Here is a 21,629-nt window from a genome sequence, read left to right as displayed (position 1 = left end):
TGAGGCCTCGGTGCGCTCCCGGCGGGCAGGGCTTTTACGTATCGTCGGGTTTTTGGCCTGGCTCGACTCGCTCGATGCTGCGGAGGGCAGGTGGCGGGCGTCAGAAGCTCACGGGTGGTTGATTCTGCTTGCGGCGGCTCCTAGGTTGTCTAGACGACCTAGAGGAGCAGGGAATGGTGAGGGCGCCGCTGTACGCGCGGATCGAGCGGGAGTTGCGTGCCCGGTTGTCCCGGGCGCGGCCCGGGGATGTGCTGCCCGCTGAGCCGGCGCTCGCCGCCGAGTTCGGGGTTGCCCGGATGACGGTCCGCGCGGCGCTCAACGCGCTGGAGGCCGACGGGCTGATCGAGCGGATCCAGGGGCGGGGCACCTTCGTGCGGCAGCCGCCTGAACCGCGGGCGGCCGGGACGTTGATGAGCTTCCAGGACCAGATCCGCGCCTGGGGTCGCATTCCGGCGTCACGCCTGGTGGCGGGCGAAGTCCGGGCGGCATCGTCCGCCGAGGCGGCGATGCTGCACCTGGCCGCCGCGGCGCCGCGAGTCGTTTCGATCGTGCGCGTCCGGCTCGCCGACGACATCCCCCTGGCCATCGAGTACGCCTGCTTCCCGCCGCACCTGACGGCGTTGCTCGACGTCGACCTGGAAACCGGCTCGCTACACCGCGCCCTGCACGACCGGGGTCTGCGTCCCACGCTCGGCTCCTCGACGCTGACAGCCCAGCGGGCCGGTGTCGACGGCGAGCGCCTGCACGTGCCGGCCGACGAACCACTGCTGGTCGAGACCCGCCTTGTCGTCGACCAGCACTCAGCTCCCTTGGAGTACACCGTCAGTCGCTATGTCGGCGACCGCTACAGCCTGCGCGTCGCCTTCGCCGTGCAGCCACCTCAGTCAGGAGAGGCCCGATGAACATCGCCAAGATGATCGACCATTCGCTGCTGCGTCCTGAGCTGACCACCACCGACATCCGGCGTGGCTGCGACATCGCCGCCGGCCGTGCCGTCGCCTCGGTCTGCGTGCGCCCCTCCGACGTGGAGCTGGCCGCGGCCGCGCTCGCGGGCACCGGGGTGCTCGTCGGCGCCGTCGCGGGTTTTCCGCACGGCGACACCCGTACCAGCACCAAGGTCGCCGAGACTCGTGAGCTGGTCGAGGCGGGCGCCGACGAGATCGACATGGTGCTGCACGTCGGCCGTCTGCGCGACGGCGACGCCGCCTATGTCCACGACGACATCGCCGCCGTGGTCGCCGCCGCCCAGGGCCGGGTCGTCAAGGTCATCCTGGAGAACGCCTACCTCACCGACGAACAGAAGATCCTCGGCTGCCGCCTCAGCGAACGGGCCGGGGCGCACTTCGTGAAGACCAGTACCGGCTTCGCCTCCGGCGGCGCGACGCTCGCCGACATCCGGCTCATGCGCGCCACCGTCTCCCCGCATATCGAGGTCAAGGCCGCCGGCGGCGTTCGTACCCTCGACACGCTGCTCGAACTGCACGGGGCCGGCGCAACCCGCTTCGGTGCCACCGCCACCGAGGTCATCCTCGACGACTACGCCGCCCGCGAACGCGGCGAGGGGCCGACCGCCGCCGCGCCGGCTCCCGACGCCGGCTACTGACGGGGGCGTGGGTAACCGGCTCGCGTCGGGGCCCCGGGCGGGGTCAGTGTGGGGGGATGTTGGCCACGCCGATGCGTTTGCGGAAGACCCAGTAGGTCCAGCCCTGGTAGGCGACGACGACGGGGGCGAAGATGGCCGCCACCCAGGTCATGATCTTCAGGGTGTAGGGGCTGGAGGCGGCGTTGGTGACGGTGAGGGTGCCGGCGGCGTCGACGGTGGAGGGCAGCACGTTCGGGAAGAGTGCGGTGAACAGGGTGGCCACGAGCAGGGCGATGGCGGCGGCGGTGCCGGTGAAGGCCCAGCCCTCTCGGCGTACGCGGGTGGCGGCCAGCGCGGCGGTGAGGGCGAGTGCGGCCGCGGCGGCGAGGGCGACGGCGGCCGGGGTGTGCCGGATGGTGAGGGTCCAGGCGAGGAACGGCACGGTGAGGATGGTGGCGGCGGTGCCGGCGCGTGTGGCGGTGCGGGCGGCGCGGTGGCGGATGTCGCCGGTGGTCTTGAGGGCGAGGAAGACGGCGCCGTGGGTGAGGAAGAGGGCGGTGGTGGTGGCGCCGCCGAGCAGGGCGTACGGGTTGAGCAGGTCGAGTAGGCCGCCGGTGTAGTCGTGGTGGGGGTCCAGGGGTACGCCGCGCAGGATGTTGGCGAAGGCGATGCCCCAGACGGCGGCGGGCACGACGGAGCCGAAGGTGATGGCGGCGTCCCAGCGGTGTTTCCAGGCGGCGTCGGGTCGCTTGTGGCGGTATTCGAAGGCGACGCCGCGCAGGATGAGGGCGACGAGGATGAGTAGCAGCGGCAGGTAGAAGCCGGAGAAGAGGCTGGCGTACCACTGGGGGAAGGCGGCGAAGAGGGCGCCGCCGGCGGTGATGAGCCAGACCTCGTTGCCGTCCCAGACGGGTCCGATGGTGTTGATGAGGACGCGGCGTTCGCGGTCGTCGCGGCCGAGGATCGGGAGCAGCATGCCGACGCCGAAGTCGAAGCCTTCGAGGACGAAGTATCCGGTGAACAGGGCGGCGATGAGGAGAAACCAGACGGTGGTGAGGTCCACGGTGGGCTCCGGTCTGCGGTCGGGCGTCGGTGCGGTCGGGTGGGGGTGTTCGGGCGGGTCAGTAGGCGAAGGCGAGGGGTCGGTCCTCGTCGTCGGTGCTGTCGTGTGGTTGTGGGGGTTGTGGGGTGATGTCGGGTAGGCCGGCGCGGGCGTAGCGCAGCAGGAGGCGTACCTCGATGACGGCGAGGGTGGCGTAGATGAGGGTGAAGGTGGTGAAGGAGGTGAGTACCTCGGTCAGGGAGACGCTGCGGGAGACGCCGTCGCGGGTGAGGAGTTCGCCGAAGACGACCCAGGGTTGCCGGCCCATCTCGGTGAAGATCCAGCCGAAGCAGTTGGCGATCAGTGGTAGGACGGGCATGACGAGTGCGGCGCGTAGTAGCCAGCGGTTGCGGGGGGTGCGGCCGCGGCGTTGGGCCCAGAGGGCGAGTAGGGCGATGGCGGCGGCGGCCAGCCCGAAGGCGATCATGAAGCGGAAGCTCCAGTAGGTGACCGGGATGATCGGGGTGTAGCCGCCGGGGCCGTACTGGGCGGCGTACTGGGCCTGGAGGTCGTTGATGCCGCGGACCTGGCCGTGGATGTCGCCGGTGCCGAGGTAGGACAGCAGGTACGGGATCTTGATGGCGAACAGTTCGCGGCTGCCGTCGAGGCTGCCGATGGTGAGTACGGAGAACGAGGCGGGTTTCTCGGTCTGGTAGAGGGCTTCGGCGGCGGCCATCTTCATGGGCTGCACCTGGGTCATGATCTTGCCTTGGGCGTCGCCGGTGATGACGACGGCCGCGGCGGCGAGCAGGGTGATCCAGGCGCCGAAGCGGGCGGCGAAGCGGAAGGCGGCGGTGTCGCCGGTCGGGTCGGCGGCGGTGGCCGGTGCGGTGGTGGTGGCCGGTGCGGTGGTGCCGCCGTGGCCGGGGCCGGTATCGGTGTCGGCGGGGGTGGCCGCGCGGCCGGGGGTGGTGGCCGGGTCGGCGGTGGCGGGGCGGGCGCGCATGAGGTGCCAGAGGGCGATCGAGGTGATCAGTGCCCCGGCAACGAGGAAGCAGCCGGCGAGGGTGTGCGGGAAGGTGACCAGGGTGACCTTGTTGGTCAGTACGGCGAAGATGTCGGTGAGTTCGGCGCGGCCGGTGCTGGGGTTGATCCGGTAGCCGACGGGGTTCTGCATCCAGGAGTTGGCGGCGAGGATGAAGTAGGCGCTGAGGGTGGAGCCGATCGCGGCGGCCCAGATGGTGGCGAGGTGGACGCGGCGGGGCAGCCGGTCCCAGCCGAAGATCCACAGTCCGAGGAAGGTGGATTCGAGGAAGAACGCCAGCAGCGCCTCGATCGCCAGCGGGGCGCCGAAGACGTCACCGACGAAGCGGGAGTAGTCCGACCAGTTCATGCCGAACTGGAACTCCTGCACGATGCCGGTGACCACGCCCATCGCGAAGTTGATCAGGAAGAGTTTGCCGTAGAACTTGGTGAGCTTGAGGTAGCGCTGTTGGCCGGTGCGGTGCCAGAGGGTCTGTAGGACGGCGACCAGCAGGGACAGGCCGATGGTCAGCGGTACGAAGAGGAAGTGGTAGACGGTGGTGACGCCGAACTGCCACCGGGCGACATCGAGCGCGTCCAACGGGACCCCCAGTATCTACGACGTGGTGTAGTAAATACTACCTCACGTCGTAGATGAGGCTCGGGTGAGCCGCCTCTCCCCTGCCCGCGCTCCCCCGGCGCGCGCACCACCCGGACGCACCCGGATCGTCCGCGCGCCCGGACCATCCGGGCCGGCGCGCGGCGTGCGACGATCGTCCGCTGATGGAGAGCACACCCCCGGCGCCCTGGCGCGCCCCCCGCCTCTGGCACGTCCTGCAGGTCCTCGCCCGCGTGGTGGTGAATGCCCTGGCCCGGCTGCGGGTCACCGGCGACCTGCCCGAACACCTGCGGCACGGCCCAGTGATCCTCGCCGCCAACCACATCAGCCCGTTCGACCCGGTGGTGCTCACCGCCGCCTGCCGGGTCCGCCGCGTCGCGCCCCGGATCATGGCCACCGGCGGGCTGTTCCGGGCGCCGGTGGTCGGCCCGGTGATGCGCCGCAGCGGCCACATCCGGGTCGACCGCGACACCCCCGCCGTCGGCGACGCGTTGGCCAGCGCCGCGGCCGCCGTCGCCGCCGGCTCGGTGGTGCTGGTCTACCCGGAGGGGCGCATCGGACTCGACCCCGGCATGTGGCCCGAGCGCGGCAAGACCGGCACCGCGCGGCTCGCGTTCGCCAGCGGCGCGCCGGTGGTGCCGGTGGCCCAGTGGGGCGCGCACGAGGTGCTGCCGTACGGCGCGCCGAAGGGGCTGCTGCGCGCGGTCGCCCGGTCGGTGCGGCGCCGGCCGGTGATCCGGGTCCACTTCGGTGCCCCGATCGACCTGGATGACCTCGACCCGGTCGCGCCCGGGGCCGCCCGGCACGCCACCGACCGGATCATCGACGCGCTCACCGCCACCCTGGCGCCGTTGCGGCCCGACGAGCCGGACCTGCCCCGGCACGCGGACCCCAGCCGGCCGGTGGCGCTGCGGCGGCAGCACCGCCGGCCGCCGGCACGGGCCGAGGACGCGGGCTGACTCCCTCAGCGCCCTCCTTCAACGCCGCGGGCCGGGATCCGGGTCGGACGGGTGGTCGCGGTCGCGTTGGCGCAGGTACGCCAGCACCGCCTCCCGGGTGGTGGCCACCCCCAGCGCCTGCCGGGCCTGGGCGATGCGCCGGTTGGCGGTACGCAGCGACAGGAACTCGGCGGCCGCCGCCGCGGCGATGGTCTCGCCGTTGGCCAGCCGTTCCAGCAGCGCCCGCTGCTCCGGTACCAGCGGGGCCGGTCCGCCCGCCAGCGCGCCCGGGGTCCGCTCCGGCCGCGGGTCCCGGGACACCGGGCCGAGGCGGCCCAGGTCGGCCAGGAGCGCGCGGCCCGGCTCGCCGGCCGGGTCGGTGACCGCGACCACGCCCGCGCCCCGGGCGGAGGCGAGCACGGCCAGCCGTACGGTCTCCGCGTCGTCGACCCGGCCGTAGCGGACCAGGCGGCGGGCGCTGACGTCCCAGGCGGTGTCGGTCAGCGCGAACCCCTCGCGGGTCTGCCAGCCCTGCCGGGCCAGCCGGCGCAGCACGAGGGTCGCCTCGGTCATCGAGGTCAGCACGTAGCGGGGCGGCCGGGGGGTGCTCATCGGGTCGGCCCGCCGTGGGCGAGCGGGACGGCGGCGTCGCCCGGTGCCGGTTCGGGGGGCCGGGGCGGCGGTACGCGGGCCGTGCCGACCACCGGTTGGGCCAGCACCCGGGCAGCGGCCTCGGTGCGGGTGCGGGCCCCCAGCTTGCGCATGCCGGCCCGGATGTGGGTCTCCACCGTCTGCGCGGAGATGCCCAACTGCCCGGCGATGCGCCGGCTCGGCGCGCCGGCGGCGACCAGCCGCAGCACCTGCCGTTCCCGGTCGGTGAGGTCGGTGCCCGCGCGTGGGCCGCGTTCCTCGCGCCGTACCGCGTGCCGGCGCAGCGCCCGCCGGACCCGGCCCAGCAGCACCACCAGCCCGGCCCGCTCGGCCAGCGCCTCGGCGGCCAGCAGCGCCTCGACAGCCCGCTGCGGTACGTCGGCGAGCAGCCCCCGGGCGAGCAGGCAGCGCACCTCCTCCCGTACGGCCAGACCGCGCCAGGCGGCGGCGGCCGCGTCGAACCGTTCCGGGGCGGTCCAGGCGGTCAGGGTCCGCCGCACCGGTGGCAGCCGGCTGTGCCCGTCGTCGGCGGGGGCGGCGGCGCCGTCGTGGGCCGCCCAGCGGGCGGTGATCCGGCACAGCCCGTCGACCAGGGGTGCCCGGTCGGCGGCGGGTGGGGCCACGGCCCGTTCCGGTTGCCCGTCCAGCCAGGCCGCCTCCCGGCCGACCCAGTCCAGTACCGGCCCGGCCGGCGCGGGTACGCCGGTGGTGGCGGCCAGCCGGGCCCGGGCCGGGGCGAGCAACCCGCCGTCGGCCTCCACGAGGGCGGCCGCCGCCACCGCGTAGCCGCGCGCCAGCGCCGGCAGGGTCCGGTCGGTCAGGTCGCCGGCGCGGCGGGCCACGTCGTCGCCGCCGGGGCCGCCGGTGAGGGCCTCGCACCACAGGCGGGCGGCGAGGAAGCGGGTCTGCCAGCCGTAGGCGGAATCGGCCGCGCAGGCGTCCGCCGCCGTGCCGGCCGCGTCGGCGGCCTCGGTGAGCCGCCCGTCGGCGAGCAGGGTCTCGACCAGCAGCCAGGCGCTCCAGCGGGCCGCCAGGGTGTCCCCGGCGGTGCCGGCGGCGGACGCGGCCGTGGCCAACGCCGCCTCCCAGCCGGGGATCCGGGCGGCGGCGCCGGCGGCCGCGAGGGCGGCGCGCAGCCCCGGATGGGTCGGCGCCGGGCCGTGCCGGGCGACGAGGCCGGCCAGCGACTCGCCGGCGGTGGCCGAGGGGTCGCCGGCGAGCCGGGTGAGCAGGGTGATCCGGTCGCGGGCGGCGGCCAGGTCCGGCTCGGCGTGCTCCGGTATCCGGGCGGCCGTGGCGGCGGCGCCGACCAGGTCGCCCAGTTGCAGCAGCGCCTCGGCGCGGGTGGCGGCGGCGTGCGCGCCGTCGACGCCGGCCAGCACCGCCGCGGCGGCGGCCGGGCGGCCGGCGGTCAGGGCGGCGCGCGCGGCGGCGAGCCGGTCGGCGGGGGCGGGCGTGACGCCGGGCAGGTCGCAGGCGAACAGGAGCAGGTCGGCGCGGTGCGCGGCGCTGCTGGCCGTCGTGGCCGCCGTCACCGCGGCCCGGTACGCGGCGGCGGGTTCGCCGGCCGCGGCGAGGTGCCGGGCCGCCCGCGCCGGCGGGACGAGGTCGGCCAGCCGCCGGTGCAGGTCGCGGCGGGTCTGGTCGTCGAGCAGCCCGGCGGCGACCTCGGCGGTGTACGGGGAGACGGCCGCCACGCCGGTGCCGTCGGGTGCCGCGGTGACCAGGCCGGCCCCGGTCAGCTCGGCGACGCCGGGGCCGAGCAGCGCGGCGGGCGCCGGGTGGCCGAGCAGGCCGAGCGCGGCCATGGCGGTGCGGGCCGGCCGGGACAGGTCGGCCAGGGCGGTGGCGACCGCGTGGGTGAGCTCGTCGAGGCCACCGTCGAGGCCGGGGCCCCCGTCGTCGTCGAGGTCGACGCGGTCACCGCCGGGGGCGGCGAGCCGGTCGGTCGTGGCGGGGTCACCGTCGGGGGCGGTGCCGGTGGGGGCAGCCCGGTCCGGGTCGCCGTCGGTGCCGTGGCGGGCGGCGTGCCGGGCCAGGGCGGTCACCGCCAGCGGTGTCCCACCGGCGCGGCGCACCACCCGCGCCACCGCGGGCGCGGCCAGGCCAGGCGCGACGGTACGGGCCAGCGCGGTGGCCCCGGCGGCGTCCAGCGGCGCCACGGCGAGCCAGCCCGCGGCGGCGGCGCGCAGCGCGGCCACGGCGGCGTCGGGCAGGCGGTGCGGGGTGCGCAGCGCCACCGCCACCCGGCAGTGCTCGGCCACCGGCCCCAGCGCCGCCACGGTCACCGGATCGGCCCACTGCAGGTCGTCGACGAGCAGCAGCCCGCCGCGTACCACCGCCCGGACCGCCTCGACCAGCAGCGCCGGGTCGTGCGCCGGCAGGCGTACCCGCAGGGCGTGGCTGAGCGCGAACGCCGGCACCGACCGGAGGCTGGCCAGCGCGTTGCCACCGAAGACCGGGCCGTGGAACGCGTCGGCGAGCCGCCGCAGCGCGTGGGTGCGGCCGGCACCCGGGCCGCCGTGCAGCACCACCAGACCCGGCCGGGTCAGCAGCGCGGCGGCCCGCCCGACGAGCCGGTCGGCCCCGTCGGCGGGGTCCGTCCCGCCCCCGGGCCGGGGCGCGGTGGGGCGGCCGCCACCGGGGCCGGCCGCCATGGTGTCGGGGGCGGTGGGACCGGCGGGCGTACCGCCGGGAACGTGACGCACTGGGCCTCCCCGCCAGGATTCGCGGCCACCGCGGATGTGAGACGGTGGCACGAACGTGGGATCCTGCGCCGGCAGGATATTCATAGTGTCGTGTCAGGTCCGGCAGGGGCGCCTCGCCCCGCCGTCGGGTCGGAAAGGGACGTCAACCGAGATGAGCGCGGATGACCTGCGGCTGGATGCCATTGTCACCGACCGTACCGCCGGCTGACGAGCGATGGGTCCAGGTCCCCTCGGCGCCCGCGTCGCCGCCCTCTGCGACGAGGTGGCGCCGCGGCTCGGCACCGACACGCGCGCCCAGGTCGGCGCGGTCCGCCGCCGCCTCGACGAGCCGCTGCGGGTGGCCCTCGCGGGACGGTTGAAGGCCGGCAAGTCCACCCTGGTCAACGCGCTGATCGGGCGGCGGGTGGCGCCCACCGAGGTCGGCGAGTGCACCCGGGTCGTCACCCAGTTCCGCTACGGCACCACCGACCGGGTCGACGTGGTACGCCGCGACGGCAGCCGCACCAGCCTGCCGCTGGACGAGACGGGCATGATTCCGCAGCGGCTGGGCGTGGCGCGGGCGGAGATCTCCTTCGTGGACGTGACGCTCACCAGCGACCGCCTGCGCGACCTGACCGTGCTGGACACCCCGGGGCTGGCCTCGACGAACACGTCGGTCAGCGCCGGCGCGCAGCGGCTGCTCACCGGCGGGTCGCTGGGGCCGCTCGACGACGACGTGGACGACGACTCGGCCGGCGCGATCTCCGGGGCGGAGGCCGTCGTGTACGTCTTCACCCAGTCGGTACGCGCCGACGACGTGCGGGCGTTGGAGGCGTTCCGGTCGGCGTCGGCGCGGCTGTCGGGCAACCCGGTCAACTCCCTCGGCCTGTTCAACAAGGTCGACAAGCTGGTCGGTGGCGGCGCCGACCCGTGGCCGACGGCCGAGCCGCTCGCCGCCGACCAGGCCCGGGTGCTGCGGCGGATGGTCGCCGACGTGGTGCCGGTCGTCGGGCTGCTGGCCGAGACGACCGAGGCCGGCCGGTTGACCGCCGCCGACTGCGAGGCGCTGCGGGTCCTGGCCGGGCTGCCGGCGGCCGAGCGGACGGTGCTGCTGGCCTCGGTGGACCTGTTCACCTCCCGTGACTGCCCGGTGCCGCGGCAGCGGCGGGAACGGCTGCTGCGCCTGCTCGACCTGTACGGCGTCGGGTTCGCCCTGGCCCAGCTGGTCGCGCAGCCGCGGCTGGCCAGCGGCGAGCTGGTCCGGGCGTTGCACGCCGCCTCCGGGTTCGCCCGGCTGCGGCACACCCTGGACCAGGCGTTCCGGTGGCGCACCGACGCGATCAAGGCCGGCTGGGCGCTGTCCAGCCTGGAGCGGCTCGCCGGCCACACCGCGCGGGCCGCCGACCGGGAACTGCTGCGCGACGCGATCGAGCGGGTGTTGCAGCAGCCCGAGTACCACCGGCTGCGGCTGCTGGAGGTCGCGCAGCTGGTCAGCACCGGCACGGTGGAGTTGCCCGAACCGATGGAGCAGGAGCTGACCCGGCTGGCGCTGTCCACCGACGCCCGGTGGATCCTGGCGCTGCCGGCCGCCGGGCCGGAGCAGCTGGCCAGCGCCGCGCTGGAGGCCGCCGCCCGGTGGCGGGTCTACGCGGTCGCCGGCGCCAGCCCGGCCCAGTCGCGGGTCGCCCAGGTCGCCCACCGCGGCTTCTACCTGCTGTCGCAGCGGGTACGCGCCGAGGGCGGCGTACGGTGAGCGGCGCGCCGGCCGGTACGCCCGGCCGCCCCGATCCGGGGCTGGGCAAGCTGCTCGGCGGGGCCCTCGACGCGGCGCTGGCGTTCCTGCGTACCGTCGACGCCGACGCGGCGGCCGAGATCGACGGGCTGCGCCGGCGCACCCTGACCCGACCGGCGATCGTGGTGGTCGGCGAGACGAAACGCGGCAAGAGTTCCCTGGTCAACGCCCTGATCGGGGTGCCCGGTCTGTCGCCGGTGGACGCCGCGGTGGCCACCGCCGCGTACCTGGAGATCGGCCCCGGGCCGGCGCCCGACGCGCGGGCCTGGCTGCCCGGCCGGGAGGACCCGGTGCCGCTGGCCCTGACCGACCTGCGCGACTGGGCCACCCACCTGGGGCGGCTGCCCGAGTCGACACCGCCGCCGCGGCGCGTCGAGGTGACCCATCCGGCGCCGCTGCTGCGGTACCTGAGCCTGGTGGACACCCCCGGCACCGGCGGGCTCGACCCGGTACACGCCGAGATCACCCTGGACGCGGTCGAGCGGGCCACCGCCCTGCTGTTCGTCGTGGACGCCGCCGCGCCGCTGTCCCGACCGGAACTGGACTTCCTCGTCGAGGCCAGCAAGCGGGTCAACGCCGTGGTGTTCGCGCTGACCAAGACCGACGCGTACCCGGGCTGGCGGACCATCTGGGAGGAAAACCGGGCGCAGCTGCGGGCCCACGCGCCCCGCTTCGCCGCCGCGCCCTGGTTCCCGGTCTCCGCGCGCCTGGCCGAGCTGGCCCTGACCCTGCCGGTCGAGGCGGGCGCCGAACTGGCCCGCGAGTCGCGCGTCGCCGACCTGCAACACGCGCTGGTCGACCTGGCCGGCAAGGGGCACCTGCTCGGGCAGGCGAACCTGCTGCGCGCGGTGCGCAGCGAGTACGTCCGGCTGGACCTGGGTCTCGGCGAGCGGGTCCGGGCCTGCGACCCGGACCCGGCGGAGCTGGCCCGGGCCACCGAGGAACGCGCCGCGCTGGCCGCGCGGAAGCGTACCGAGACCCGGCAGTGGTCGTTGACGCTGAGCAGCGAGACGCAGCGGGCCCGGGTGGAGGCGACCGGGATGCTGCGCGCGTACCTGCACTCGACCCAGCAGGAGTTCCTCGACCGGATCGACTCCGGGCGCGGCGAGCGGATCCGTGACCTGCCGCAGGAACTCGACCGGGCCCTGCAGGCGCTGTCGGTACGGCTCTCGCAGGATCTGCAGGCCCGGTTCCGTACCGTCGGCGAGCGGGCCCTGGCGCAGGTGTTTCCCGCCGACGAGCTGGGGTTCGTGCTGAACCGGATCAACGCGACGCTGCGGCACGCGCTGGGCGGGCGGCCGCAGCGCGAGGGTGGCCAGGACAACCTGCTGGTCGCGCTCTCGGTCGGCGGGATGGCGTTGATGGCCGGCCGGGGCGCGATGGCCGGCGTCTCCGCGCTGGGCGTGGGCGCGGCGGTCGGCGGCGGGCTGCTGATCCCGTTCGCCGGTGTCGGGCTGGCCCTGGCCACCGGCGCGTTCGTGCTGCACCGGCGGCGGGTGCAGGCCGACCGGCAGCAGGCCCGCGCCTGGCTGCGGGAGGTCCTCGGCGAGGCCCGCGCCACCCTCTCCGACGAGATCACCCACCGCTTCACCGACCTGCAGTACGCCCTGACGGTGGCGCTGGACGACGCGATCGAACGGCGGTTGCGGCAGCTCGACGAGCACATCGCCGAGATCGACAAGGCGTTGGCGGCCGACCGGTCCGAGCGCGCCCGACGCCGGGCGGCGCTGCAGTCGGAGCGGGAGACGCTGCGGGCCCGGGTGAAGCAGGTCGACGAGGTGCTGGCCCGTACCCGCGCGCTACTGCCGGCACCGGCGGGCGCGGGTACGGGCGGAGCCGGCGGTGGGGCCGCGCCCGGCCGGGTGCCCGGGCAGACGGCCCCGGCGGACGGGCAACCCCGCGAACCCGCCGTGGCCGGGCCGGAGCCGCCGCGATGACGGGGCCGTGGCACGACTGGCCGCAGGACGGCCCGGACTTCGACGGCGACGGTACGGGCGCCGCGCCGGACGGGCCGGACGACGGCGGCGGGTTCGACGACGGACCCACCGCCGAGCTGGGCCGGTTCGAGCCCGACGACACGCGCGGGTCCGGCGCGGAAGGGTTCGACGGTCACGGGTTCGGCGCGGACGCGGGACCCGCCGGAGAGCCGGGCCTCGACACGGAGGCGGACCCCGGCCCGGCGGACGACCCGCTCGGCTACGCCGGGGAGACCGGGGCGCGCGAGTCGTTCGGTCACCTGGGCGACGACGCGGGCCGGGCGCCCGGCACCGAGGCGTCGGCGCCGCTGGGCTACGCCGACGACCCGTACGGGCCGGACGCGGGCCCGGGCGAGCCCACCGACCCGCCCGGCCAGGCGGGGATGGGCTCGGCCGGGGAACCGTTCGCCGAGGCGGGCATGGGCGCCGGACAGCCCGCCCACGAGGCCGGGCTGGGACCGGCCGGCGACGGGCCGGACCCGCCGACCGGCGGCGAGCCGACCGGCGACGAGCCGTACCACGAGGCCGGGCTGGGACCGGCCGGCGACGACCCCGACGACCCGTACCCGGGCGCGGACGACTGGCCCCGCGCCGCGCCGTTCGGCACCGACCCGGACCTGGAGCCGGTCCTGGCCGACTGGCCGGCGCCGGAGTTCCCGCCACCGCTGGAGCTGGACAGCCCGCCCGAGCCCGTCGACGGGCCGCCGTGGGCCGACCCGGACCTGCTCGGCACCGGCGGGCCCGACGCCGACCCGGATGGCACCGGCCCGCCGGCCGGGTTCGGGCCGGCCGACCCCACGGCACCGCACCGCACGGCGACCGACGACGCGGCGGCGGAGTTCGGGCCGCCCGCGCCGGACGGGCTCACCGGGTACGCGGGCGAGACGCTGCCCGAGGACGCCGACCCGTGGACGGCGCTCGCCGGATCGGAGGACCCGGCGACCGGCGCGCTGGCCCGGTTCTGGGCGCCTCCACGACCGGAGTAATCCCCGGGCCGCCGGTGCGGCAGCGGGCCGGCGCCGCCCGACCCGGGCCGCCGGCAACCGCCGCCGTCACCGGGGGCGGGGCGGCCGTCACCCGGTGGCCGCGCGGTGTCCGCCCGGCACGGGCGCGTTGGCCACCCGGCGGTCACCCGGGCGGGGCATACTCGGCGGCGTGCCGCACGACTTCGCGTACCTCGACGCGCCCGCGCCGCTGGCGTTCGCGCACCGCGGCGGTGCCGCGCGCGGCGACGAGAACACCGCCGAGGCGTTCACCCGGGCCGTCGAGCTGGGCTACCGGTACGTCGAGACCGACGTGCACAGCACCGCCGACGGGGTGCCCGTGGTCTTCCACGACGCCACGCTGGAGCGGGTGACCGGCTCCAGGGGGCGCATCGCCGACCTGCGCTGGGCCGACCTGGCCAGCGTGCGGGTCGGCGGGGCCGCCGCCATCCCCCGGCTGGAGGAGGTCCTCGGCGACTGGCCGCAGGTGCGCTTCAACGTCGACGTGAAGGCCGACAGCGCGATCGACGCGGCGGTACGCGTGGTCGAGCGCACCGGGGCCGGCGAGCGGGTGCTGCTCGCCTCGTTCAGCGACGCCCGGCTGGCCCGGCTGCGTACCCTGGCCGGCCCGAAGGTGGCGACGTCGCTGGGGATGCGCGGGGTGGCGCGGCTGCGGATGGCCTCGCTGACCGGGCGCCGGATCACGCTGCCGCCGTCGGTGGTGGCCGCCCAGGTGCCGGTGCGGTACGGGCGGGTGCCGGTGGTCGACCGGCGGTTCGTCCGGTACGCCCACCGGCTCGGGTTGCAGGTGCACGTCTGGACGATCGACGAACCCGCCGAGATGCACGAGTTACTGGATCTCGGTGTGGATGGCATCATGACCGATCACGTCGATGTGCTGCGCGACGTCTACCGCAGCCGCGGTTACTGGACGCCGGACCCGCACCGCTAGGGGGCCGGGGCACCCGGACCGACCCCCGCCCGCCCCAGAAGGAACCGAGCATTGGCCGAGACCCTCTCCCCCACCGCGGCGGCCGCCTCCGGCAGCACCCGCCGCGAGCGCACCGGTTGGTATTTCTACGACTGGGCCAACTCGGCCTTCTCCACCACGGTCATCACGGTCTTCCTCGGGCCGTTCCTGACCAGCGTCACCGAGCGGGCGGCCGGCTGTGAACTCGGCGCGGACAGCTGCGCCGGGCAGGTGCGGCCGCTGGGCATCACCGTCGCGGCCGGCTCCTACTTTCCGTACCTGGTGTCGCTGTCGGTGTTCCTGACCGTCTTCGTACTGCCGGTCATGGGCGCGGTCGCCGACCGGTCGGCGCACAAGAAGCGGCTGCTGGCCGGGGCGGCGTTCACGGGCGCCGGCGCCACCGTCGCGATGGCCTTCGTCACCGGCGACCGGTACCTGCTCGGCGGGGTGCTCTTCCTGGTCGCCAACATCGCCTTCGGTGCCAGTGTGGTGGTCTACAACTCGTTCCTGCCGCAGCTCGGCGGCCCGGACGAGCGCGACGCGATCTCCAGCCGCGGCTGGGCGCTGGGCTACCTCGGCGGCGGTTTGCTGCTGGCGGTCAACCTGGCCGTGGTGATGGCCCTCAGCGTCGACGGCGACGACCAGCGCACCCTGGACCTGGCCCGCTGGTCGATCGTCTCCGCCGGGGTGTGGTGGGGGCTGTTCACGCTGGTGCCGCTGCGCTGGCTGCGGGAGCGCCCGCCCGCCGACGCCCGGCCGGGCGGCAACGTGCTCACCGACGGGTTCCGGCAGCTCGGGCACACCATCCGGGGGCTGCGGGCGTACCCGCTGACGCTGTTCTTCCTGCTCGCCTTCCTGGTCTACAACGACGGCATCCAGACCGTGATCGCGCTGGCCAGCCAGTACGGCACCGAGGAGCTGCGACTTCCGCAGACGGTGCTGATCGTGACGATCCTGCTGGTGCAGTTCCTCGCCTTCGGCGGGGCGCTGCTGCTCGGCGCGCTGGCCCGGCGGGTCGGGGCGTGGAAGACGGTGCTGTTCAGCCTGGTGCTGTGGACCGGTGTGATCCTGGCGGCGTTCCGGTTGCCGGCCGAGGCCCCGGTACCGTTCATGGTGCTCGGCGCGGCCATCGGGCTCGTGCTCGGCGGCAGTCAGGCGCTGAGCCGGTCGCTGTTCAGCCAGCTCATCCCCGCCGGCAAGGAGGGCGAGTACTACGGCTTCTACGAGATCAGCGACAAGGGCACCAGCTGGCTCGGCCCGCTGGCGTTCGGGCTGGTGTTCCAGCTCACCAACAGCTACCGGGTGGGGCTGGTCTCCCTGCTGGTCTTCTTCGTGATCGGGTTCGCGCTGCTGCTGGCGGTACCGATCCGCCGGGCGGTGGTGGCCGCCGGGAACACCCCGCCGCGGCTGCTCTGACGGCGCGCCGCCGGCCCGCCGAGAGGTGGACCGGAGGGCCCGGCCGGGGGCGGTGCGGTGCCGCTTCCGGCCAGGCCCGCGCCACCAAGATCGGGTCCTGGCGATGGGTTAGGCTGCCCGACCGTGACCACCGACGACACCGCGCTCTCCGTCGCCTGCCTCGCCGCCGGCGACGGTCGGCTCCGCCACGGCGCCGCCCTGAGGTTCTTCTGGGGACCGATGGACTGTGGCAAGTCGACCATGGCGTTGCAGATGAACTACAACCACGCCCGGCAGGGCCGCCGCGGTCTCGTGCTCACCCGCATCGACCGCTCGCTCGGACCGCAGGTCACCACCCGCATCGGCCTGGCCCACGAGGCCATCGAGGTCACCGACGAACTGGACCTGCGCACCCTGGTACGCGAGCGTTGGTCACGTAACGAGGGCGTGGACTACCTGGTCTGCGACGAGGCCTGCTTCTACACGGTGGAACACGTCGAACAGATGGCCGAGCTGGTCGACCGGTACGACGTCGACGTCTTCGCGTTCGGCCTGGCCACCGACTTCCGGTCGTACCTGTTCCCGGCCGCGCGGCGGCTGTTCGAGCTGGCCGACGAGGTGACCCGGATCCAGGTGCAGGTGCTCTGCTGGTGCGGGCGGCAGGGCCTGCTCAACGCCCGGGTCGTCGGCGGGTCGGTGGCCCGGCAGGGCGAGCAGGTGGTGATCGGTGACACCGTCGACGACGCGCAGGTGCGGTACCAGGTGCTGTGCCGGCGTCACTACCGCACCGGCGACCTCGGACCGGGCCACCCGGCCTGACCGCCGACCGACCGGGCCGGGTCGCGCTCAGTACGGGTTGCCGCAGACCCGCCAGTCGTCGCCGTCGCGTACCACCGTCAGCTCCCGCCGGTAGACCGCGCCCGACTCCAGGGTCAGCTCGGCGGTGACGGTCCCCTGTGGCTTGCCGCCGCGGGTGGCCACGGCGACGTCGCCGATGCGGTACCGCAGAATCCGCGGCGGGGCGTCCACACGCTGGGCGAACGCCTCCCGGGTCCAGCGGGCCCGGGTGTCCGCGCACAGCCGGTCGTAGGCGGCGGCCGGCTCGGTCGAGACCAGCTGCCCCAGGAACGCGTCGGCGGCCTGCCGGGCCGGGCCGGAGGCGCGCAGCACCGCCTGCAGGTTCCACGCGCCGAGCCCGGCCGCGCCGACGCAGCAGACGAGCAGCAGCACGCCGGTGGAGAGCAGCACCCCGCGCCCGACCCGGCGGCGGCGCCCACGGCCACCGTGCCCCTGCTCGTACGCCATGGGTTTCAAGGTAGAGACAGCACGACGATCGCGGCGGCGAACCGACCAGCCGGCGCGCGGCCCGGCCGGGTCGACGGTGGCGTGCCGGCGCGGCCCCGGTGGTCTACCGTCGGCGGATCCCGCACCGCCACCCTTCGACCCGGCCCAGGAGCAGACATGCCCCGTTTCGTGCAACCGGTGCCCACGCCGGCCGACCCGTACACCGACGACCGGTTGCTGCGGTCCTGGCTGCGGCGCCACCTCGGCGCCGAGGGCGACAGCGCCGCCGCCGGCCGGCTCGCCGCGCTGGCCGCCGACGTCGCCGGCCCGCTGCGGGCCGCGCACGCCGACGCCGAGGCCCACCCGCCGACGCTGCGCCGCTACGACCCGTGGGGCGCGCGCGTCGACCGGGTCGAGACCTCGGCCGGCTGGCAGGAGCAGCGCGCGGCGGCCGCCCGGCACGCCGTGGTGGCGCTGCCCTACCTGCCCGAGGCCCGCGCCAGGTGGGGGGCGGCCGCCCGGGTCGTGCAACACGCGCTGCTGCACCTGTACGGGCCGGAGTCGGCGACCTTCTCCTGCCCGGTGGCGATGGCCGACGGCGCGGCCGCGCTGCTCAGCCTCCCTGACGTCGACGCGGGGCTGCGTGACGCGTGGCTGCCGCGGCTGACCAGCACCGACCCGGCCACGGCGATCACCAGCGGGCAGTGGATGACCGAGTCGCAGGGCGGCTCGGACCTGGCCCGTTCCTCCACGACGGCGCGCGACGCCGGCGACGGGTCGTGGCGGCTGACCGGCGAGAAGTGGTTCTGCTCGGCGGCCGACTCGGCGATGGCGGTGGCACTGGCCCGTCCCGAGGGCGCGGGCCCCGGCAGCCGCACCCTGGTGCCGTTCCTGGTGCCGCGCTACGCGGCCGACTCGCCGCTGGCCCCGGCGGGGAGCGACCCGGCGGCCCCGGCACCCGGGGTGCGGGTGCACCGGCTGAAGGAGAAGCTCGGCACCCGGGCCCTGCCCACCGCCGAGATCGGCCTGCGTGACGCGTACGCGCTGCCGCTGGGCGACCCGGGCCAGCCCGGCCTGGCCCGGGCGATGACCCTCGTCGTGGTGACCCGGCTGCACAACGCCGCCGCCGCGGCCGGCGGGATGCGCCGTGGGCTGGCGTACGCGCGCGCCTACGCCGACGCCCGCGAGGTGGCCGGCGGCACGCTCGGCGCCTCGCCGCTGCACCGGGCCACGCTGGGCACCCTGGCGGTCGACGCGGCCGGCGCGTTCGCCCTGGCCGGGCACGCGTTCGGCCTGCTCGGCCGGGTCGAGGTCGGCGCCGATCCGCAGGCGGCCGCCGAGCTGCGCGTCGTCGCGCCGCTGGCCAAGCTCGCCACCGGCCGGTTGGCGGTCGCCGCCGCCAGCGAGTACGTGGAGAGCTTCGGCGGCGCCGGGTACGTCGAGGACACCGGCGTACCGCGGCTGCTGCGCGACGCGCAGGTGCTGCCGATCTGGGAGGGCACCACCAACGTGCTGGCCCTGGACGTGCTGCGCGCCCTGGTCCGGGAGAACGCCGCAGAGCCGCTGCTGGCGCGCCTCGACGCGGCCGAGGACCTCGCGCGGGCGCTCAACCCGGCGCTGGCCGACGCCGTGGCCGGCGCCACCGCCGCGCTGCGTACCGCCGTGGCCGAGGTGCGGGCCGACCCGACGGCGGCGGCGGTCGTCGCCGGGGCGCGCGGCCTGGCGCTGCGGATGGCGTACGCGCTGGCCGCCGCGGCCCTGGTGGAGCAGGCGGCCTGGGGCGACGAGCTGGCCGAGGTGGCCGCCCGGCTCTGGGCGCGCCGCTGGCTGCGCGGCGAGGATGTGGCCACCGACGCGCACCACCACCTGGAAACGCTCTGCTGACCCCACCCCCGCCCCGCCCCTCGCCTCGCCCTAGCCCCGTCGATCTAGGGCAAATCCTTGTGTTTTGATCTTCAATCACGCCGATTTGCCCTAGATCGGCGGGGCGGGCGCGGAGCGGAGAAGATCAGCGCCGGTACCTGACGGGAACTGGCAGGTACCGGCGGCAGACTTCCCGTCATGACCGCAATCGGCGACCTCATCATGGTCAACCTCGACAGTCCCGACCCCCGCGCCCACGCCGAGTTCTACCACCGCCTGCTCGGCTGGAAGATCACCCACAGTGCGGACGAGTACGCGATGATCGGCGACGGGGACCGCGCGATCGGCTTCGGCCGGGTCGAGGGGTACCAGCCGCCCCGGTGGCCCGACACCTCGGCCGAGAAGCGCTACCACCTCGACGTGTACGTCGACGACCTCGACCGGGCCGAGGCGCGGTGCCGGGCCGCCGGGGCTGCCAAGCCCGACTTCCAGCCCGGCGGCGAGCGGTGGCGGGTGCTCACCGACCCGGCCGGTCAGCCGTTCTGCATCTGCCTGCGACCGCAGGGCTGACCCGTCCCCCGGCCGCCTCCGGCGCCGGGGGCGGCCGGGGATAGCGTGGCCGGGTGCGTGCGAGTCGACTCCTCTCCCTGCTGCTGCTCCTGCAGACCCGGGGCCGGATGACCGCGCAGGAACTCGCCGACGAGCTGGAGGTTTCGGTCCGCACCATCTACCGCGACGCCGAGGCGCTCGGCGCCGCCGGCGTACCGGTCTACGCCGACCGCGGCCCGGCCGGCGGCTACCAGCTGCTCGACGGGTACCGCACCCGGCTGACCGGGCTGACCGTCGACGAGGCGCAGACCCTCTTCCTCGCCGGCATGCCCGGCCCCGCGGCGGAGCTCGGTCTCGGCTCCGTGCTCGCCGCCGCCGAGCTGAAGCTGCTCGCCGCCCTGCCGACGGAGCTGGGCGACCGCGCCGCGCGGGTCCGCGAGCGGTTCCACCTCGACGCGCCGGGCTGGTTCCGCACCGACGAGCCCACTCCGCACCTGGCGCTGCTGGCCGACGCGGTCTGGCACGGGCGCATGATCGAGATCCGCTACCGGCGCTGGAAGACGCCCCGGGAGGTCAACCGGCGGCTGGAACCCCTGGGCGTGGTGCTCAAGGCCGGCCGCTGGTACCTGGTGGCCCGCGCCGGCGAGCACATCCGCACGTACCGGGCCGGGGCGGTGCTGGAGGCGACCCTGCTGGACGAGACGTTCGACCGGCCGGCCGAATTCGACCTGACCGAGTTCTGGCGCGACTGGTCGCAGCGGTACGAGCGCGGCGTCTACCGCGACGAGGCCCTGGTACGGATGACCCCGGCCGCCCTGGAGCTGATGGCGTTCGTGTTCCCGCCGGCGATGGCCCGGGGCGCCCGCGCGGCGGCCGGCCCGCCGGACGCCTCGGGTTGGCTGCGCACCCGGGTACCGATCGAGTCGGTCAAGCACGGCCACATCGAGCTGCTGAAGCTCGGCGCCGAGGTCGAGGTGCTCGCCCCGGCCGAGTTGCGCGCCCGGTTCGCCGCCACCGCGACGGCCCTGGCCGACCTCTACCGCGGCGCCGCACCGGACGGGAGGGCAACCTCGGCCGGCGGCGACCCGGCGGGGGTGCCGGACCGGGGCCGGGCGGCCGGGGCCGAGGTCGCCGGCCGGTAGCGGACCCGGCCGCGCGGGCGCGTCAGCGGCGGCGGGCGCGGGCGGCCCAGATCGCGTACGCCGGGTCGCGGTCCAGGTTGTGCCGGTCCCGGTCGTACCGGCGGGTCGTCCGCGGGTCGGCGTGGCCCATCGCGTCCTGCACGTCCTCCAGCGGCACCCCCTCGGCGCGGGCGGTGGTGGCGAAGGCGTGCCGCAGCGAGTGCGGGGAGAGTTTCGCCCAGGCCGGGATGCCGGCAGCCTGGGCGAGCCGGCGCACCAGCCGGAACACCGCGTGCCGGTCCAGCCGGCCACCGGTCGAGGTGACCAGCAGCGGCCCGGTGAGCCGGTCGACCGGTACCCGCTCGGCGGCCGCGCGGAGCGCCAGGTAGGCGTCCACGGCATACGCGGTGCCGGGGGCGAGCGCCCGGCGGCGGGCCCGCCCGCCCTTGCCGACGAACCGCACGCTGCGGTGTCCCCGCTCGTGCCCGAGGTCGGCCAGGTCCAGGGAGACCAGTTCCCCGACCCGCAGGCCCAGGTCGGCCAGCAGCGCCAGGGCGGCCCGGTTGCGGGCCGCGGTCGGGCCGGTGTCGGCGTCCGCCGCGGCGAGCAGCGCGTCGACCTCCTCCGGGGTCAACCCCACCGTGGCCGAGTGGTCCCGGTTGACCTTGGGCCGGTCGGCGCCCGCCACCGGGTTGGCCTCGACCGCCCGCAGCTTGGCCAGGAAGTCGTACCAGCTCGACAGGGCGGAGAGCTTGCGGGCCACCGTGGCGGCGGTCAGGGGCCGGCCGGTACGCGGGTCGGCCTGCGACTCCAGCGCGCGGGCGTACTCGTTGACGTCGAGGAAGTTCGCCCGCAGCGGGTCGAGTTCCCGGCCGGCGCACCAGGTCAGCCAGCCGGTGATGTCCCGCCGGTACGCGGCGCGGGTGTGCTCCGACAGCCGGCGGTTGCGCAGCCAGGCGTCGGTGAAGTCGAGTGGACCGCCGGCGAGGGCGGCGCGCGCCGCCGAACGGGGCGCGAGGGCAGTGGGGCGCTGCATGTGAGAAAGGTTCTCAGCCCGTGCTGACGCGACGGTAGCGGCGCGCCCAAGCAAACCAAATCGTGCATTTTCGATAAAACGCACCGCCATCGGCAGATCACCGAGACGACACGAAACC

Annotated in this window: 18 protein-coding genes; 12 read left to right on the top strand and 6 right to left on the bottom strand. The window is 75.8% G+C overall.

Features of this window, described 5'->3' with window-relative positions:
- Positions 1–173: 173 nt before the first annotated feature.
- Together AB0J86_RS08550 and deoC are read left to right on the top strand one after the other, a co-directional pair.
- Positions 174–902, top strand: coding sequence for a GntR family transcriptional regulator (locus AB0J86_RS08550; protein WP_363854569.1), 729 nt, complete (start codon positions 174–176; stop codon positions 900–902).
- Entirely contained in the window at positions 899–1,603 is a 705-nt protein-coding gene (deoC, locus tag AB0J86_RS08545) for a deoxyribose-phosphate aldolase (protein WP_363854567.1), read from the top strand. The genes AB0J86_RS08550 and deoC overlap by 4 nt, the downstream gene beginning before the upstream one ends.
- A gap of 43 nt (positions 1,604–1,646) precedes the next feature.
- Here the strand turns inward: deoC and cydB are convergent, their stop codons facing one another.
- Together cydB and AB0J86_RS08535 are read right to left on the bottom strand one after the other, a co-directional pair.
- Positions 1,647–2,645 carry a cytochrome d ubiquinol oxidase subunit II gene (cydB, locus tag AB0J86_RS08540; RefSeq protein WP_363854565.1) on the bottom strand — a complete coding sequence of 333 codons (999 nt, stop codon included), beginning with the start codon at positions 2,643–2,645 and terminating at the stop codon, positions 1,647–1,649.
- Positions 2,646–2,703: 58 nt separating this feature from the next.
- The gene (locus AB0J86_RS08535; RefSeq protein WP_363854562.1) at positions 2,704–4,248 is read right to left on the bottom strand and encodes a cytochrome ubiquinol oxidase subunit I; all 1,545 of its coding nucleotides are present in this window, start codon (positions 4,246–4,248) and stop codon (positions 2,704–2,706) included.
- Between the two features lie 182 nt (positions 4,249–4,430).
- On the opposite strand from AB0J86_RS08535, the gene AB0J86_RS08530 reads away from it, so the two are divergent.
- The gene (locus AB0J86_RS08530; RefSeq protein ID WP_363854560.1) at positions 4,431–5,225 is read left to right on the top strand and encodes a lysophospholipid acyltransferase family protein; all 795 of its coding nucleotides are present in this window, start codon (positions 4,431–4,433) and stop codon (positions 5,223–5,225) included.
- Between the two features lie 18 nt (positions 5,226–5,243).
- Here the strand turns inward: AB0J86_RS08530 and AB0J86_RS08525 are convergent, their stop codons facing one another.
- A complete protein-coding gene (locus AB0J86_RS08525; RefSeq protein ID WP_363854557.1) occupies positions 5,244–5,816 on the bottom strand; it encodes a LuxR family transcriptional regulator in 573 nt (190 codons plus the stop codon).
- The gene (locus tag AB0J86_RS08520; protein ID WP_363854554.1) at positions 5,813–8,563 is read right to left on the bottom strand and encodes a LuxR C-terminal-related transcriptional regulator; all 2,751 of its coding nucleotides are present in this window, start codon (positions 8,561–8,563) and stop codon (positions 5,813–5,815) included. Before AB0J86_RS08520 ends, AB0J86_RS08525 begins: the two co-directional genes overlap by 4 nt.
- Before the next feature lie 214 nt (positions 8,564–8,777).
- Here AB0J86_RS08520 and AB0J86_RS08515 point away from each other — a divergent pair, with 214 nt between their 5' ends.
- The 6 genes from AB0J86_RS08515 to AB0J86_RS08490 all read left to right on the top strand — a co-directional run bounded on the left by AB0J86_RS08515 (position 8,778) and on the right by AB0J86_RS08490 (position 16,477).
- Entirely contained in the window at positions 8,778–10,295 is a 1,518-nt protein-coding gene (locus AB0J86_RS08515; protein WP_363854551.1) for a dynamin family protein, read from the top strand.
- Positions 10,292–12,271 (top strand): dynamin family protein, encoded by a 1,980-nt coding sequence (locus tag AB0J86_RS08510; RefSeq protein ID WP_363854548.1) that lies wholly within the window; start codon positions 10,292–10,294, stop codon positions 12,269–12,271. Before AB0J86_RS08515 ends, AB0J86_RS08510 begins: the two co-directional genes overlap by 4 nt.
- Positions 12,268–13,296 carry a hypothetical protein gene (locus AB0J86_RS08505; RefSeq protein WP_363854546.1) on the top strand — a complete coding sequence of 343 codons (1,029 nt, stop codon included), beginning with the start codon at positions 12,268–12,270 and terminating at the stop codon, positions 13,294–13,296. The genes AB0J86_RS08510 and AB0J86_RS08505 overlap by 4 nt, the downstream gene beginning before the upstream one ends.
- Positions 13,297–13,465: 169 nt before the next feature.
- Positions 13,466–14,245 carry a glycerophosphodiester phosphodiesterase gene (locus AB0J86_RS08500; RefSeq protein ID WP_363854543.1) on the top strand — a complete coding sequence of 260 codons (780 nt, stop codon included), beginning with the start codon at positions 13,466–13,468 and terminating at the stop codon, positions 14,243–14,245.
- A gap of 51 nt (positions 14,246–14,296) precedes the next feature.
- Positions 14,297–15,679: an MFS transporter gene (locus tag AB0J86_RS08495; protein WP_363854540.1), complete on the top strand. Its 1,383-nt coding sequence runs from the start codon at positions 14,297–14,299 to the stop codon at positions 15,677–15,679.
- 198 nt (positions 15,680–15,877) lie between these two features.
- Positions 15,878–16,477 carry a thymidine kinase gene (locus AB0J86_RS08490; RefSeq protein WP_363854782.1) on the top strand — a complete coding sequence of 200 codons (600 nt, stop codon included), beginning with the start codon at positions 15,878–15,880 and terminating at the stop codon, positions 16,475–16,477.
- A 27-nt stretch (positions 16,478–16,504) separates the two neighbouring features.
- Here the strand turns inward: AB0J86_RS08490 and AB0J86_RS08485 are convergent, their stop codons facing one another.
- On the bottom strand, positions 16,505–16,963 hold the full coding sequence (locus tag AB0J86_RS08485; RefSeq protein WP_363854538.1) for a hypothetical protein: 459 nt from the start codon (positions 16,961–16,963) through the stop codon (positions 16,505–16,507).
- A 156-nt stretch (positions 16,964–17,119) separates the two neighbouring features.
- On the opposite strand from AB0J86_RS08485, the gene AB0J86_RS08480 reads away from it, so the two are divergent.
- From AB0J86_RS08480 to AB0J86_RS08470, 3 genes are all read left to right on the top strand, one after another.
- Positions 17,120–18,826, top strand: a complete 1,707-nt coding sequence (locus tag AB0J86_RS08480) for an acyl-CoA dehydrogenase family protein (protein ID WP_363854535.1) — start codon at positions 17,120–17,122, stop codon at positions 18,824–18,826.
- A 177-nt stretch (positions 18,827–19,003) separates the two neighbouring features.
- Positions 19,004–19,375, top strand: a complete 372-nt coding sequence (locus AB0J86_RS08475; RefSeq protein ID WP_363854532.1) for a VOC family protein — start codon at positions 19,004–19,006, stop codon at positions 19,373–19,375.
- A gap of 53 nt (positions 19,376–19,428) precedes the next feature.
- Positions 19,429–20,496, top strand: coding sequence for a WYL domain-containing protein (locus AB0J86_RS08470; protein ID WP_363854529.1), 1,068 nt, complete (start codon positions 19,429–19,431; stop codon positions 20,494–20,496).
- Positions 20,497–20,518: 22 nt separating this feature from the next.
- On the opposite strand, the gene AB0J86_RS08465 is transcribed toward AB0J86_RS08470, so the two are convergent.
- Positions 20,519–21,511 carry a tyrosine-type recombinase/integrase gene (locus AB0J86_RS08465; protein ID WP_363854526.1) on the bottom strand — a complete coding sequence of 331 codons (993 nt, stop codon included), beginning with the start codon at positions 21,509–21,511 and terminating at the stop codon, positions 20,519–20,521.
- Between the last annotated feature and the right edge of the window lie 118 nt (positions 21,512–21,629).

This window comes from Micromonospora sp. NPDC049559 (assembly GCF_040676675.1).
Classification (GTDB): domain Bacteria; phylum Actinomycetota; class Actinomycetes; order Mycobacteriales; family Micromonosporaceae; genus JBFAPK01.
Note: the sequence above shows the minus strand (reverse complement) of the source record. Positions and strands in the feature narration are given on the sequence as shown.

Excerpts from the sequence above, each read along its gene's own strand:
- AB0J86_RS08525 (WP_363854557.1), bottom strand. The coding sequence starts at position 5,816 with ATGAGCACCCCCCGGCCGCCCCGCTACGTGCTGACCTCGATGACCGAG.
- AB0J86_RS08550 (WP_363854569.1), top strand. The coding sequence starts at position 174 with ATGGTGAGGGCGCCGCTGTACGCGCGGATCGAGCGGGAGTTGCGTGCC.
- AB0J86_RS08480 (WP_363854535.1), top strand. The coding sequence starts at position 17,120 with ATGCCCCGTTTCGTGCAACCGGTGCCCACGCCGGCCGACCCGTACACC.
- AB0J86_RS08465 (WP_363854526.1), bottom strand. The coding sequence starts at position 21,511 with ATGCAGCGCCCCACTGCCCTCGCGCCCCGTTCGGCGGCGCGCGCCGCC.
- AB0J86_RS08485 (WP_363854538.1), bottom strand. The coding sequence starts at position 16,963 with ATGGCGTACGAGCAGGGGCACGGTGGCCGTGGGCGCCGCCGCCGGGTC.
- AB0J86_RS08530 (WP_363854560.1), top strand. The coding sequence starts at position 4,431 with ATGGAGAGCACACCCCCGGCGCCCTGGCGCGCCCCCCGCCTCTGGCAC.
- AB0J86_RS08505 (WP_363854546.1), top strand. The coding sequence starts at position 12,268 with ATGACGGGGCCGTGGCACGACTGGCCGCAGGACGGCCCGGACTTCGAC.
- AB0J86_RS08515 (WP_363854551.1), top strand. The coding sequence starts at position 8,778 with ATGGGTCCAGGTCCCCTCGGCGCCCGCGTCGCCGCCCTCTGCGACGAG.
- deoC (WP_363854567.1), top strand. The coding sequence starts at position 899 with ATGAACATCGCCAAGATGATCGACCATTCGCTGCTGCGTCCTGAGCTG.
- AB0J86_RS08475 (WP_363854532.1), top strand. The coding sequence starts at position 19,004 with ATGACCGCAATCGGCGACCTCATCATGGTCAACCTCGACAGTCCCGAC.